Genomic DNA, 14,932 nt, shown 5'->3' on the forward strand with positions numbered 1-14,932 from the left:
TTTCCGTTTCGGGGGGATTTCTCGGCTGTGAAGGGCTCAGCCCAGCAGCCAGGTGTCCTTGCTGCCGCCGCCGCGCGAGGAGTTGACGATCATGCTCCCGGCGGGGGCGACCCGGGTCAGGGCCGCGGGGGCGACCACCGACTCCTTGCCGGTGAAGACGAAGGCGCGCAGGTCGACGTGGCGGGGTGCGAGCTCCTGACCGTCGAACACCGGATGGGTCGACAGGTTCACCACCTCCTGGGCGACCCAGCGGTGCGGGGCGGTGCGGATCTGCCGGCGTACGGCGGCCAGGTCGCCGGGGCTCGCGTGCGGGCCGATGACGATGCGGTCGCCGCCGTAGCCGTCGACCGGCTTGCAGACCAGCTCCTCGAGCCGGCCCAGCACCTCCGCGCGCTGCTCCGGGATGCCGCACAGGTACGTCGGCACGTCGGCCAGCAGCGGCTTCTCGCCCAGGTAGTACTCGATGAGCTGGGGCACGTACGCGTAGACGGCCTTGTCGTCGCCGATGCCGTTGCCCAGCGCGTTGGCCAGCACCACCGATTCGGCGCTCAGGGCGGTGACCAGGCTCGGGCCCAACGGCATCCCGTCCGCGCCCGGCGAGTGCACCAGGCTGTCCTCACCCATCCGCAGGTAGATCACGTCGACGCGGTGCTTGCGCCCGTTCTCGATCCGGTACACCACGGCGTCGTCGACGAGCAGTTCGGTGCTGCGGACCACGGGTACGCCCATCTCCTCGGCGAGCATCCGGTGCTCGAACCACGCCGAGTCGTCGGGGCCCTGGCTCAGCACCACCACGGCGGGCTCGTCGCCGGCGCCCGGCCCGGCGGCGTCGACCAGTGCCCGCTCGAGCAGCCGCGGCGTCTCCTCGGGGCTGAGCAGGCCGGCGGGGCGGGGCAGCTCCGGCAGCACGGTCTCGGTGAGCCGGCGGTTCTGCATGGCGTACGCGATCCCGGACGGCACCCGCAGGTTGTCCTCCAGCACGCACCACGTGCCGTTGCCGTCGCGGACCAGGTCGACGCCGGCCACCTGTGCCCGGGTACCCGGCCGGCTGACCAGGGCGCCGCTGGGCCGCAGCTCGGGCGAGCCGTCGATGACCCAGCCCGGCACGACCCCGTCGGCGACCACGGCGCGCTCGCCGTACACGTCGTTGATGAACGCGTCGAGGGCGCGGACCCGCTGGATCAGCCCACCGCGCAGCCGGTTCCAGTCCCCTTCGGGCACGATGCGCGGCACCAGGTCGAACGGGAACAGGCGGGTCGCGGCCTCCCCGGCCACGCTGAACGTGATGCCGCGGGCGCGCTGCTCGTCGTCCTTGGCGTCCTCGCGGCGGCGCAGGCCGGCCGGCCCGAGCGCGCTCAGAACGTTCAGGATCGGCTGGTACGCCGGCACCACGTCGCCGGCCGGGAACGCCTCGTCGCCGACCGCCGCGTACGGGGTGAGCCCCGCCGGAACGGTCTGCCCGCCGGGACCGATGCCGGTCGCGCCGCCGCGGGTGTCGGCGACCACCAGGTCCACCACGTCCGAGATGCGGCCGCGGCGGGCCAGCGCGCGCCGCTGCCGGGAGGCCGAGCTGCCCCGGCTCAGGGCCTGGACGGACAGGTCGAAGACCTGCTCCCAGTCGCCCAGCTCCTCCAGCTCCGGGCGCAGATCGCCGACCAGCCGCTCGACCGCCACCGCGGCCGGTACGGGCACCGGCGAGCGCGGCAGGTCGAGCAGGTCGCCCTCCAGGCCCGAGCGGGCGGCGCGCCACATCGCGGCCCGGTGCAGCGGCGGCCGGGTCGCTGCGAGCGGCCGGCCGGCGCGGTGGTCCTCCCGCGCGCGCAGCACCAGGGCGCGGAACAGACCCGCCAGCAGCACCACCGTGTCCGCGTCCGGGCTGGAGTCGGTGACCCGCAGCTCCACCGTCGGCAGGTGGGCCGAGGGGCGGACGTCGAAGTACACCATCTTGGGGTCGGTGATCGTGCCGGAGGCGATGAGGTCGTCCACCAGCGCGTCGTGGTCGGCGGCGTCCCGGACGACCCCGCTGTCGCCGGCGGTCGGCCAGCGCATCCAGACCAGGGAGCGGACGCTGGCGTAGCCGCTGTCCTCACCCATCCAGAACGGCGAGCTCGCGGAGAGTGCCAGCAGCACGGGAAGCGCGGGGGTGACCCGCTGCGTGATGGCGACGGCCTCGTCGCGGTCGGGGACCCCGACGTGCACCTGCGCGCCGCAGATGAGCTGTTCACGGGCCAGCATCTGGTATTCGTCCAGCATTCGCCGGTACCGCGAGGTCGGCGTCACCGGCAGGGAGTCCAGGTCGACGACAGGGACCGTGCCGGCGGCCACCAGGCCCAGGCCCATCGACTCCGCGACCCCGATCGCCTCGCGTCGCAGCGTCACGATGCCGTCACGCAGATCGTCCAGGGTGGCGGCCACCGGGGTGTTGGTCTCCACGACCGAGCGGTGCAGCTCCGCGGAGAAGTTCGCATCGTCGAGCCGGTCGAGGATCTCGGGAGCACGGGGCACGAGCTCGCGCGTACGCAGGTCGACGACGTGCAACTCCTCCTCGACGCCGAGCGTCAGCTCGGTCGCCGTCACGCGGTCCTCGCCGCCCTCGCTGACTCTCAGTGACTCCGTCATCTACAACCCGCCTATGTCGCCTCGTCCGTAGGCCCGGAGCCTCGTGAGCTCATGTGCCGAACCTGTGACGTGCCCATTTCCAGCTCGCGCCAAGCATGAGGTCCGCGACACGGGGGCGGGCGCCGGACGGGCGGGCCCGCGACAGGGGCCCGTGCGCGCGGCTGCTCGAAGGCACGCTCTTCCGCGCCCATCCACGCGAAAGCTTGTGCAATTCTTCACGAAGGCTAGGGCCTCCGGTGGCGCCGCACCTACCCTCCGGGACACCATTAACGAGCGTTCGGCGCGGTGGCAATGGGAGGCGACAATGGCCGGGGAGAAGTACGTCTACGATTTTTCGGAAGGTCACAAGGATCTCAAGGAGCTCCTCGGCGGCAAAGGCGCGAACCTGGCGGAGATGACCCGCCTGGGTCTCCCCGTTCCGGCTGGTTTCACCGTCACCACGCGTGCCTGCCAGGCGTACCTGGCCACCGGGCGTAACCCCGAGGGCCTCGATGCCGAGATCGACGAGCATCTTGCCGCGCTCGAGGCCGCGATGGGCCGCCGGCTCGGCGACCCGGAGGATCCGCTGCTGGTCTCGGTGCGTTCCGGCGCCGCGTTCTCGATGCCGGGCATGATGGAGACGGTGCTCAACGTCGGCCTCACCGACGCCAGCGTCGTGGGGCTGGCCGCCCAGGCCGGCGGCGACGACCGCTTCGCCTGGGACTCGTACCGCCGGCTCATCCAGATGTTCGGCAAAACCGTCTGCGACGTGCCCGGCGAGGATTTCTCCGACGCCCTCGAAGAGGCGAAGAAAGCCAAGGGTGCCACCGACGATCTGCACCTGGACGCGGCCGACCTGCGTTCCCTCGTGGACCGGTACAAGCACATTTTCGCCAAGCACACCGGATATGAGTTCCCGCAGGATCCCCGCGAGCAGATGCGCCTCGCGATGGAGGCCGTCTTCCGCTCCTGGAATGCCGAGCGCGCGGTGCTCTACCGCCGCCAGGAACGCATTCCGGCTGACCTCGGCACCGCCGTGAACGTGGTGGCGATGGTGTTCGGCAACCTCGGCGCCGACTCCGGCACCGGCGTCGCGTTCACCCGCGACCCCGCCTCCGGCGCCCAGGGCATCTACGGCGACTACCTGGCGAACGCCCAGGGCGAGGACGTGGTCGCGGGCATCCGCAACACCGTGCCGCTGGAGGATCTGCAGCGCCTGGACCCGCGCTCCTACGAGGAGCTGCTCGGCATCATGGCCAAGCTCGAGGGCCACTACCGGGACCTGTGCGACATCGAGTTCACCATCGAGCGCGGCAAGCTGTGGATGCTGCAGACCCGGGTCGGCAAGCGCACCGCCGCGGCCGCCTTCCGGATCGCCGCTCAGCTGGTGAACGAGGGCATGATCACCCTGGACGAGGCGTTGCGCCGGGTCTCGGGCGCCCAGCTGGCCCAGCTGATGTTCCCGCGCTTCGACCTGTCCGCCGAGCCGACCGCGCTCACCCGCGGCATCGGTGCCTCGCCCGGCGCCGCGTCCGGCAAGGCCGTGTTCAGCGCCCAGCGGGCCGCCGAGCTCGCCGGCGCCGGTGAGGACGTCATCCTCGTACGCCGCGAGACCAACCCCGAGGACCTGGCCGGCATGATCGCCGCCCGGGGCATCCTCACCGCGCGCGGCGGCAAGACCAGCCACGCGGCGGTGGTGGCCCGCGGCATGGGTCGCACCTGCGTGTGCGGCGCCGACCAGCTGGAGATCGCCAAGGACCAGTTCACCGTGGACGGCCGTACGGTCCACGAAGGCGACGTCATCTCGATCGACGGCACCACCGGCCGCGTCTACCTGGGCTCGGTGCCCGTACGCCCGTCCGAGGTGGTCCAGTACTTCGAGGGCGACGAGGTGGACTCGACGCTGGTCGAGGCGGTGCACACCATCATGAGCCACGCCGACGCCACGCGGCGGCTGGCCGTACGCACCAACGCCGACACCGGCGAGGACGCGGCCCGCGCCCGGCGCTTCGGCGCGGAGGGCATCGGGCTGTGCCGCACCGAGCACATGTTCCTCGGCGACCGCAAGGAACTCGTCGAGCGGCTGATCCTCGCGGCCGGCGACAGCGCCCGCAACGAGGCCCTGGCCGCCCTGCTGCCGTTGCAGCGCGCCGACTTCGTCGACCTGTTCCGGGCCATGGACGGCCTGCCGGTCACCGTGCGTCTCATCGACCCGCCGCTGCACGAGTTCCTGCCGTCGCTGGAGGAGCTGGCCGTCAACGTCGCCGTGGCCCGCGAACGGGGCGAGGAGCACTCCGAGGAGGAGCGCCTGCTCGACGCCGTACGCCGGATGCACGAGCAGAATCCGATGCTGGGCCTGCGCGGCGTACGCCTCGGCCTGGTCATCCCCGGCCTGTTCGCCATGCAGGTCCGCGCGATCGCCGAGGCCGCGGTCCAGCTCGCCGGCGAGGGCCTGAACCCCCGCCCGGAGATCATGGTGCCGCTGGTCGGCGCCGTGCAGGAACTCGAGATGGTCCGGCAGGAGTGCGAGCAGATCGTCGCCGAGGTCGTCGCCGACAGCGGCGTCCAGATCCTCATCGGCACGATGATCGAGGTGCCGCGCGCGGCCCTGACCGCCGGGCAGATCGCCGAGGCCGCGGACTTCTTCTCCTTCGGCACCAACGACCTGACCCAGATGGGCTGGGGCTTCTCCCGCGACGACGTCGAGGGCGCGTTCTTCTGGCGCTACCTCGAGCTCGGCATCTTCGGCATCTCGCCGTTCGAGTCGATCGACCGCGACGGCGTGGGCCGCCTGATCCGCATCGCCGCGGAGGAGGGCCGGGCGGTCCGCCCCGACCTGAAGCTCGGCGTCTGCGGCGAGCACGGTGGCGACCCCGAATCGGTGCACTTCTTCCACGAGGTCGGACTGGACTACGTGTCCTGCTCGCCGTTCCGGGTGCCGGTCGCCCGCCTGGAAGCCGGCCGCGCGGCGGTCACGGGCGGCGACTCCGACAGCCGCTGACCCGATCCGCCCCGGCGGAACCGGCGGGCTGTGTGCCATATCCGCCGGGGGGATTGAGGTCTGCGCGCGTACGGCCCAAGGTGGGACCGTGCGCAGCGGCGCTGAACCTTTGTCCCAGAGGGCGGTTTACGCCGCCCTCCAGCCCGGCATCCAGCAGCCATGACTGACGCGGGTCCGGCGCTGAGGCCGGGCGATGTCGTCCTCGTCGGCCGGGCGGCCAGCGTGCAGTTCACCGGCCGGTCCGGCTTCGCGTTCCGTGTCATCGCCGTCGACGACCGGCCGACGTACGCCGGGTGGGTCTGGCTCGACGGTTACCAGCTCGACCGCCGCGGCCAGGCGGTGGCGCGCCGCCGCATCTTCGTCCTCAAGGCCGGCCTGCGCCGCGCCGGCACGCCGGGCACCTCCCTGCGCATCGACGAACAACGTGGTGGCCGGTAAGAACGAGGATCAGATCTGGCCCAGATCGACCTCGACATGGAACGGCGCGGCCAGCTTGACGACGCCGGTGAAAACTTCGCTGTCGCGGTAGCGGCGGGGGAGACCACCTCGACGACGAGAAGCACATGATCGGGCCGTGTCGGAGTGACGTCGATGGTCTCGGCCCGGTACACCGTCACGTCGGGACGACGGTTGTTCAACGGCACGTCTTGGAGCCGGACGTCGAAGTCCGTATCAGCGTTCCAGTCGGGTCCGGCGGCAACGTCCAAGGCGTTCGCCAGGGAGGGAACCGGCGGGCCCGCGCCCGGGGATCGGCGCGGGCCCTGTTTCCGTTGGGGGAGCGGCTAGTTGCGGATGATGGTGAAGGTGGATGTGGTGTTCTCGATGTCCCGCCAGTTGTTGCTCAGGCGCAGGTTGGTGAAGGTGGCCGAGCCGACCGCCGGGCCCTGGTTGGCCTCCGGCATCGGGTTGGCCCAGATGCCGAAGCCGGACTTGGCGTCGAACTCGTCACCGCTCTTCTGGGCGCCGCTGATCGACACGCTGGTGAAGACCGTGTCCTTGATCGGGTTCTGCGGGCGGCCGGGGCCGTCGTAGTTGGTCTGGAACATGATTCCCGAGTACGTCGGGTCGACGATGTCGACGTTGCTCACCCGGATGCCCTGGAACACCTTGGAGGCGGAGAAGACCCAGATGGCCGGGAAGGTCTGCGCGCCCCAGAAGTGGCCGCCGGCGCGGACGATCGAGATGTTGTCGAAGACCGTCGGCGGGTCCGCGCCGAAGCCGTTCATCGGGTAGCCGAAGTCGAGCGAGCTGATCGTGATGCCCGAGTAGACCAGGGTGTCCGCGATGTAGATGTTCTTGAACGTGTTGGCGTACCCGCCGTAGACCGCGATGCCCGCGGCCCGCCAGGTGAGCGTGGTGGACAGGTTGGAATAGACGTTGTTGATCTCGTCGGCGCCGCCCGCGTCGATCGCCGAGAACAGCGCGAAGCTGTCGTCGCCGGTGGCCCGGGCGTCGTTGTTGTCGACCAGGTTGTCGGTGCTGCCGTTGGTCATGTTCACGCCGTCGGCGAACAGGTTGCGGATGCGCGAGTTCTTGATGACCATGTGGTCGGTGTTCGCGCCCCAGTAGAGGCAGACCGTGTGCTCTGCCCAGATGTTGTCGATGGTGATGCCGGAGACGTTGGCGAAGTCGAACACCTTGCCCGGGCCGTCCTGCCGGATCGTGTAGTTGCCGAAGAAGGCGAAGTTCTTGAACGTCGAGCCGTTCGCGGTGCCGTCGGCGCGGAAGCCCGCGTCCGTCTCCGACTGGTTCTGCGGCGTGAAGAACCTCGTGTACCAGGGGCCGGCGCCGACGACCTGGATCGCCCTGCCGTACACCTGGAACTTGCTGGAGGTCTGGTAGTCGCCCGGCGGCAGGTAGACGCCCGCCTTGCCGCTGTCCATCCGGGCCGCGTCCAGCGCCGCCTGCACGGCCTGCTGGTCGAAGCCGGAGGGGACGACGTACGTTGCCGGGTTGGGGTTGGCGACCGGCGCGGCCTGCTCGGTGTTGATGAAGTCGATCGCGATGTTCCCGCCGTTGCCGGCGTCCTTCTGCAGCTTGATCACGCTGCCGGCCGGGTACGAGCCGGCGAGCAGGATGTTCGCCTCGTCGTAGATGTGCCGGGGACCGGTGCCGGAATTTTGCGGCGCGCTCTCGTTGCCGTAGAGCCACGCGTACCGGGAGCTGAGCGGCAGCGTCTTGTTCAGCGAGCCGTTGACGTAGACGTTGATCGAGCTGGTCGTGCCGTCGGGGATGGAGAACCGTGCCACGACCGTGTTGGTGGCGGCCCGGGTCGTCCATTGCACATACGCGCCGGTGGTGTTCAGCGTGACCGCCTTGCGGCCGGACGCCTCGCCGGCCAGGTCACCGATCTTGCGGTTGGGACCGACGACCTGCGCGCCCCCGCCGGTGGTGCCGTCCTCCGCCTCGTACATGTCGTAGGGCATGTTGGCACCTCGCCCGACGAAGAACGGCTTCTCGCTGGTGTTGTTGGTTTGCTTGACCGGCAGCTCGTTGCCGTCGTTCGCCAGCACCGTCCGCACGGTGTATCTGCCGTTGACCGCCGTCCACGTGCCGAGGTTGATCGCCGGCGAGGAAGCGCCCGGCGCCAGGGTTCCGGTCCAGGAGCCGGTCAGCGTCTTCACGGTCGCGCCGTTGTCGCCCAGGATCGTGACAGTGACGCCGTGAGCGCCGCCCGAGGAGGCGGTGGAACCCTGGTTGCGGATGGTGACGCTGAACGTGACCGCCTGGCCCGCGGACGGGTTCGTCGGCGACCAGCTGACCACCGAGGCGACCAGGTCCGAGCTCGCGACGGGCGTGACCACCAGGTTGGCCGGGTTGGTGTAGGCGTTGTTCGTCTCGTTCTGCTCGATGACGGTGCCGGCCTCGTCCACCTTCGCGCTCAACGGGTACGTGCCCGCGTCGCGTGCGCCGATGGTGGCGGTGACCGTGGCGGATGCCCCGGCGGCGAGGGCCCCGACGTTCGCGGTGCCGGCTCGGGCCGTACCCGTGTAGAAGGTGACCGTGGCGGCCGGGCTGCCGGCGGTGCCGGCGTTGCGGACAGTGGCCGACAGGGTGATCTCGTCGGTCTCGACCGGTGCGGCCGGGGAGAACGCCATGCCCGTGATCGTCAGGTCCGGGTTGGGTGCCGGCTCGCCGATGACCTGGAACTCCGCCACCTGCCCGCTGGGCGCCCCGGAGTTGGCGGTGAAGCTCAGCCGCACGTCCGCCGCCGTGGCGCTGACCGGGACGGTCACCGTGTTGCCGGAGGCCGGGTTGAACGTGTACGTCGCGGAGCCCACGAGCGTGGTGAAGCCGGAGGCGCTCTGCTCCCGGCCGAGGATCGAGAACGTCTGGGTGCGCGTACCCCAATCGGCCGAAGGGTTGAGCTTGACAACGACGGAGCTGGTCGTGGCGTTCGCGCCGAGGGACACGGTCAGGTTCGCCGGATACGCGCTGCCCTCCCAGTAAGTCGCCGTGTCGTTGTCATTGGCGTTCGTCGCGACGAACGTGTAGACGGTCGACGAGGCGGTGATCGGCTTCCCGGCCGCCAAATTCGTGCCGCCCGTGCCGGTGCCGGTACGCGTGACCGTGTTGCTCGCGGCGGAAACGTTGCCCGCCGCGTCGCGCGCCTTGACGTAGTAGGCGATCGTCGCGCTCGCCGGCTGGGTGTCGGTGTACGTCAGGACGTTGCCGGCGACGGTGGTCCGCAGACTGCCGTTGGCGTAGACCTCGTAGCCCGTGACGCCCACGTCGTCGGTGGCGGCGTTCCAGGTCAACCGGATCTGCCCGGACTGCGGCTGCGTGTACGCGAGCCCGCCCGGCGCGCTCGGTGCCTGCGTGTCGCCGGTGGCCGGACCGTAGACCTCGAGCTCCGACACCTGACCGGCGGGCCAGCCGGTGTTGCCGGTGATGTGCAGGCGCACGTACCGGGTGGTCGTCGCGCCGAAGCCGACGGTGACGGTGTTGCCGGTGGCCGGATCGAAGGTGTAGCCCGCTCCGGCCTTGAGGTCGGCGAATCCGGACCCGGTGGTGCTGCCCTGCACGGCCAGCGTCTGGGTACGGGTCTGCCACGCGGCGGCCGGCGGCAGCTTCACGACGACCTGGTCGACGGGGACGGCCTGACCGAGGTCGACCTGCAGCCACTGCGGGAACGCGTTGTTGGCGCTCTCCCAGTAGGTGCTGGCGTTGCCGTCGCCCGCGTTGCCGGCGGCGTACACGTCGGTGACGCTGCTGGCGCTGAAGACCCTGCCGGCGGCGAGATTCGGGCCCGCGGCCGCGGCCGGGGCGGTGGGGGAGGCGGCCTGGAGGACGGCGGTGGCGAGGACGGCGGCTGCTGCCGCCACCATCATCCGCCGCAATCGGGAGATGGCCATGGGGATCCCTTTCGTCAGGTGGCCAGGCGCAGCCAGGCGGCGCCGTCAGGGGGAAGACGGTCGCCGTCGAGGGGGCTGCTGGTGAGCAGGACGGATCGGTGGGCCGGCAGCGGGACCGCGGCCGGAGACATGTTGAGGACGCAGGCGAAGGCCGCGCCCCGGCGGTACGCGAGCACACCCGGCTCGCTCGCCAGCCATTGCATCGGTGGCCGGTGCAGTCCCGGCTCCGCCTTGCGCAGGGCGATGGCGGACCGGTAGAGCTCCAGCATCGAGCTGGGATCGCCGGTCTGTGCCTGGACCGTGCGGTCCTTCCATTCCCGCGGCTGGGGGAGCCACGGCTCGGCGGTGGAGAACCCGAACGGTGGTTCGTCGCCGCTCCACGGAAGCGGCACCCGGCAGCCGTCGCGGCTGTGCCCGCGGCGGGCGTACATGGGGTCGCGCATCCGGTCGGCCGGGATGTTCTCGTTCTCCCAGAGGCCCAGCTCCTCGCCCTGGTAGACGTAGGTGGCGCCGGGCAGGGAGAGGGACAGCAGGGCGGCGGCGCGGGCGCGCCGGGTGCCGAGCTCGAGGTCGACCGGGGTGCCGTCGAGGTTGTCGTCGAAGCTGAACGTGGTGGTGGTCCGGCCGTACCGGGTGACGTGCCGGGTGACGTCGTGATTGGACAGCACCCAGGTGGCCGGCGCGCCGACCGCGCGGTGGGCGTCGAGCGTACGGTCGATGCAGGCACGCATCAGCGCCGGATCCCAGGCGCAGCCGAGGAAGTCGAAGTTGAACGCGGCGTGCAGCTCGTCCACCCGCAGGTAGTTGGCGAAGCGGTCGGCCTCGGGCAGCCACACCTCGCCGATGAGCGCGCGGTCGGGGTAGCCGTCCGCCACCCGTCGCCAGGCCCGGTAGACCTCGTGCACCTCGTCGAGGTCGTGGTACGGGTGCGGGCGGCCCTCGACGACCGGCGGGAGGGCGCGGTCCTTGATGAGCAGCGCCGCCGAGTCGATCCGGATGCCGTCGACCCCGCGGTCGAACCAGAACCGCAGGATGTCCTCGAACTCTGTCCGGACCGCCGGATGGTCCCAGTTGAGGTCGGGCTGCTCCGGCGTGAACAGGTGCAGATACCAGTCGCCCGGCGTGCCGTCGGGGTTCGTGGTGCGGGTCCACGTGGTGCCGCCGAACTCGCCGGCCCAGTCGGTGGGCATCTCGTCGCCGTGCTCGCCGCGGCCGGGGTGGAACCAGAACAGGTCCCGCTCCGGTGCCGCGGGGTCGGCCAGGGCGCGCTTGAACCACACGTGCTCGCTGGAGACGTGATTGGGGACGATGTCGACGATGGTGCGGATGCCGCGCTCGTGCGCCTCGGCGATCAGGGCCTCCGCCTTCGCGAGGGTGCCGAAGACCGGGTCGATGTCGCGGAAGTCGGCGACGTCGTAGCCCGCGTCGGCCATCGGGGACGGGTACCAGGGGCTCATCCAGATCGCGTCCACGCCGAGGCCGGCCAGGTGGTCCAGACGGGCGCGGATCCCGTCGACGTCGCCGACGCCGTCGCCGTCGGAGTCGGCGAAGCTGCGCGGGTACACCTGGTAGATGACGGCGTCGCGCCACCAGGGATTGGGCACAGTGACCTGCTTTCTCGAGGTTTCAGCCCTTGAGGGAGCCCGCGGAGAGCCCGCCGATGATGCTGCGCTGGAAGATCAGGAAGACGACGATCATGGGGAGGCTCGCGATGGCGAGGCCTGCCATGAATTCGGTCGGCGGCACCTGGCTGGTGTTGGCGAGCCGGGCCAGGGCGACGCTGAGCGTCTGGGACTCGGGGTCCTGCAGCACCAGCAAGGGCCACAGGAAGTCCTTCCACATCGCGACGATGATGAAGATGGACGTCACGCCCAGAACCGGGCGGGACAGCGGCAGGACGATCGACCACAGCTGCCGCAGCCGGCCGGCGCCGTCGATGGACGCGGCGTCGAGCAGGTCGTCAGGGATCTGATCGAAGAACCGCTTGAGCACGTAGACGTTGAACGCGTTGGCGGCGGCCGGCAGCCACAGCGCCCACGGCGTGTTCAGCAGATTGACGTGCAGCAGGGGCAGGTCCACGACCGTCTTGTACGCCGGCACCAGCAGCGCCGCGGCGGGGAGCATCAGGCTGGCGAGCATCGCGCCGAGCACGATCCGGCCGAACATCGGCTTGAGCTTGCTGAGGGCGTACGCCACCCCGACGTCCACCAGCAGCGAGATCAGCCAGCCGCCCGTCGCGTAGAGCACCGTGTTGGTGAAGTACTTGGCGATGCGCATGTTCGTCCAGGCGGTCGCGTACGTCTCCGGGTGCCAGGACTGCGGGATGAACGTGGGGGTGCTGCGGGCGTACTCGACCGGCGACTTCACCGCGCTGGTGACCATCCAGTACAGCGGGAAGAGGAAGACCAGGGTGAAGACCACCAGGGTCAGGCCGAGCAGCGCGAGGTAGAGGCGGCGGTGCCGCTGCAGGTCGACGGCGGAGATGAGGGTACGGCCGGCCGTACCGCTGGTGGCGAGCCGCCGCCTGGGGCGCGACGGTGCGGACGCCGGCGCGGGAGCACCGACCGGGGGTGCGGGCGGGGCGGTCAAGGTCATCGGCTCTCCTCAGTCCCCGCTCCGGGTCAGCCGCAGGTACAGCGCTGAGAAGGCACCTAGGACCACGAAGAGCAGCACGCTCATCGCCGCGGCGAGACCGAAGTCGTTGTTGACGGTGAACGCGTAGCGGTAGACCAGCACCATCACGGTGATCGTGTCCGGGTTGGAGGTGCCGGTCAGGGCGTACGGCTCGATGAAGACCTGCATGGTCGCGATGATCTGCAGGAGCAGCAGGACCAGCATGATGAAGCGCATCTGCGGCAGGGTGACGTGTCGTAGCCGCTGCCAGATGCTCGCGCCGTCCAGCTCGGCGGCCTCGTACAGCTCGCCGGGGATGCCCTGCAGTGCGGCCAGGTACATCAGCGTGGCGCCGCCCAGGTTGGCCCAGGTGGAGACCAGCACGAGCGAGATCATCGCGGTGCCGGAGGACTGGGTCCACTGCGACTCCGGCAGCCCGGCACTGCGGAGCAGCGTGTTGAACAGGCCGTTGCCCGGGTCGTAGAAGTACCGCCAGAGCAGCACGGCGACGATCGGCGGCAGCATCACCGGCAGGTAGACGAGTACCCGGAAGTAGCCGCTGAAGTGGCGGAACTCGTTGAGCAGCACCGCGATGAAGAACGGCAGGGCGAAGCCGAAGACGAGCGCCAGCCCGGTGAACAGCAGCGTGTTCCGCCACGCGGTGTAGAACAGCGGGTCGTCGAAGAGCGCCCGGTAGTTGTCGAGGCCCACCCAGTACGGCGGTACCACGAAGTTGTCCTGCTGGAAGCTGAGGATCACGCCCTTGACCAGCGGGTACCACGAGAAGAAGGCGAAGCAGGCCAGGCCCGCGGCCATGAACGCGTACGCCAGGAGGTTGTCGGAGATCTTGCGCCGCAGGCGGCCCGCGCGCGCCGCACGCGCGCGGGCCATCGTGGACACGGCAGTCACTTGACGCTTGCCAGGATCTGGTTGACCTGCGTTTCGGCGTCGGCCAGGAGCTGGTCGACGTTCGCGTTGCGGTCGGTGAGGACTTTCTGCATCGCCACGTCGAGGACCGCGTAGATCTGCTGGGCGTTCGGCGGCTCCAGCTTGACCGGGATCGAGCCCATGCTCGCCACGAACGGGGCGTAGTTCTCCTGCGGGACGTTCGCGTACTTCTTGTCGGCCGCGGCCTGGGTCTGCGCCGCCGCGCCGGTGAAGATGGCCGGCTCGGGCAGGCCGACGGGCTGCTTGGTCTCGCTCGACCACTTGTTCTCGGCCTCGTAGCGGTCCGCTGAGGTGAACCAGAACGTCAGCCACTTGAGGCCGGCCTGGATCTTCTCGGGGCTGAGCCCGGCCTTGAACATGTAGCCCTCGCCGCCGCCCAGCGTCCCCTTGCCGTCGGGGATCGGGCCCAGGCCGTACGTCTCGTACTTGCCCTTGTACTGGTTGACGATCGTCGGGATGTTGTCGGCGGTGGCCAGGTACATGCCGAGCTTGCCGGAGCCCATCTGCTGCAACAGGTCGGCCCACTCGAGCAGTTGCTTCTGGCCCATGGCGTTGTCCGTCCAGCGCATGTCCTTGAGCTGTTGCAGGACCTGCCTGCCCTGCGGGCTGTGGAACGCCGCCTTCCAGGTGCCGCCCTGGTTGACCGCCACCTCGCCGCCGAGCGAGTAGAGCTCAGTGGTGAAGTGCCACCCGCCGGTGTTGTTCTTGCTGTAGTCGCCGTAGCCCACCGTGCCGTCACCCAGGCCGGCGATCTTCTTGGCCGCCGTCCGCACGTCGGCCCAGGTCTTCGGCGGGCTGTTCGGGTCGAGCCCGGCCTTCTTGAACAGGTCGCGGTTGTAGAGCAGACCCATCGAATAGTTCTTGTACGGCAGCCCGTACGTCTTGCCGCCGTCGTCCTGGAACACCCGCAGCACCTCCGGCTTGATCTGCGAGATGACCGGATAGTCCTTGAGGTACTTGCTGATGTCGGAGACCTGGCGCTTGGCGATGAGGTTGGCCGGGTCGGTGAAGTAGACGTAGAAGACGTCCTCGAGCTGCCCGCCGGCGAGCTTGGCCGGGAAGGTCTGCGGGTCCATCTTGCCCTCGCGGGCGTCGATCTTGATGGTCGGGTTCGCCTTCTCGAACTCGGCGACGTTGGCGAGGAAGCGGTCGTGGGTGGCCTTCTCGGTCGCCGGAGGAAGGCCGTTGATCACGAGCGTGACCTTGCCGTCCTTGGACGCCGGGGAGGCGTCGTCGTCGCCGCCGCACGCTGCGGCCGACATGGCCACGCCCGCGACGAGCAGAAGCCCGAGGGCACTGCGCAGCCTGGTTCTGAACATGGGGAGACGCCCTTCCTCGGTTCTGTTTCGTGGCGATGACGATACAAAGACAAACGACGGCCCGCAAGAAGTCGACGAGACTAAGAAAAAACACGACG

At 70.0% G+C, this 14,932-nt stretch carries 8 protein-coding genes; 2 read left to right on the forward strand and 6 right to left on the reverse strand.

What is annotated here, in order from left to right; translation table 11 throughout:
- Positions 1–36: 36 nt before the first annotated feature.
- Positions 37–2,619, reverse strand: coding sequence for a glutamate--cysteine ligase (locus ACIBO8_RS15575; RefSeq protein WP_396115879.1), 2,583 nt, complete (start codon positions 2,617–2,619; stop codon positions 37–39).
- 304 nt (positions 2,620–2,923) lie between these two features.
- On the opposite strand from ACIBO8_RS15575, the gene ppdK reads away from it, so the two are divergent.
- The gene (ppdK, locus tag ACIBO8_RS15580) at positions 2,924–5,599 is read left to right on the forward strand and encodes a pyruvate, phosphate dikinase (protein WP_396115880.1); all 2,676 of its coding nucleotides are present in this window, start codon (positions 2,924–2,926) and stop codon (positions 5,597–5,599) included.
- Between the two features lie 159 nt (positions 5,600–5,758).
- Positions 5,759–6,037 carry a hypothetical protein gene (locus ACIBO8_RS15585; RefSeq protein ID WP_396115881.1) on the forward strand — a complete coding sequence of 93 codons (279 nt, stop codon included), beginning with the start codon at positions 5,759–5,761 and terminating at the stop codon, positions 6,035–6,037.
- Between the two features lie 344 nt (positions 6,038–6,381).
- Here ACIBO8_RS15585 and ACIBO8_RS15590 read toward each other — a convergent pair whose 3' ends face one another.
- From ACIBO8_RS15590 to ACIBO8_RS15610, 5 genes are read right to left on the reverse strand one after another with little or no spacing between them, the layout of a single operon-like run.
- Entirely contained in the window at positions 6,382–9,954 is a 3,573-nt protein-coding gene (locus ACIBO8_RS15590) for a discoidin domain-containing protein (RefSeq protein ID WP_396115882.1), read from the reverse strand.
- A gap of 14 nt (positions 9,955–9,968) precedes the next feature.
- Positions 9,969–11,558 (reverse strand): glycoside hydrolase family 13 protein, encoded by a 1,590-nt coding sequence (locus ACIBO8_RS15595; RefSeq protein WP_396115883.1) that lies wholly within the window; start codon positions 11,556–11,558, stop codon positions 9,969–9,971.
- Positions 11,559–11,580: 22 nt separating this feature from the next.
- A complete protein-coding gene (locus tag ACIBO8_RS15600; RefSeq protein WP_396115884.1) occupies positions 11,581–12,549 on the reverse strand; it encodes a carbohydrate ABC transporter permease in 969 nt (322 codons plus the stop codon).
- Between the two features lie 9 nt (positions 12,550–12,558).
- Entirely contained in the window at positions 12,559–13,458 is a 900-nt protein-coding gene (locus tag ACIBO8_RS15605; protein WP_396115885.1) for a carbohydrate ABC transporter permease, read from the reverse strand.
- A gap of 14 nt (positions 13,459–13,472) precedes the next feature.
- A complete protein-coding gene (locus ACIBO8_RS15610) occupies positions 13,473–14,834 on the reverse strand; it encodes an ABC transporter substrate-binding protein (protein ID WP_396115886.1) in 1,362 nt (453 codons plus the stop codon).
- Positions 14,835–14,932: the final 98 nt, after the last annotated feature.

Source organism: Actinoplanes sp. NPDC049681, assembly GCF_044465265.1.
GTDB lineage: Bacteria > Actinomycetota > Actinomycetes > Mycobacteriales > Micromonosporaceae > Actinoplanes.

Excerpts from the sequence above, each read along its gene's own strand:
- ACIBO8_RS15575 (WP_396115879.1), bottom strand. The coding sequence starts at position 2,619 with ATGACGGAGTCACTGAGAGTCAGCGAGGGCGGCGAGGACCGCGTGACG.
- ppdK (WP_396115880.1), top strand. The coding sequence starts at position 2,924 with ATGGCCGGGGAGAAGTACGTCTACGATTTTTCGGAAGGTCACAAGGAT.
- ACIBO8_RS15585 (WP_396115881.1), top strand. The coding sequence starts at position 5,759 with ATGACTGACGCGGGTCCGGCGCTGAGGCCGGGCGATGTCGTCCTCGTC.
- ACIBO8_RS15590 (WP_396115882.1), bottom strand. The coding sequence starts at position 9,954 with ATGGCCATCTCCCGATTGCGGCGGATGATGGTGGCGGCAGCAGCCGCC.
- ACIBO8_RS15600 (WP_396115884.1), bottom strand. The coding sequence starts at position 12,549 with ATGACCTTGACCGCCCCGCCCGCACCCCCGGTCGGTGCTCCCGCGCCG.
- ACIBO8_RS15605 (WP_396115885.1), bottom strand. The coding sequence starts at position 13,458 with ATGGCCCGCGCGCGTGCGGCGCGCGCGGGCCGCCTGCGGCGCAAGATC.
- ACIBO8_RS15610 (WP_396115886.1), bottom strand. The coding sequence starts at position 14,834 with ATGTTCAGAACCAGGCTGCGCAGTGCCCTCGGGCTTCTGCTCGTCGCG.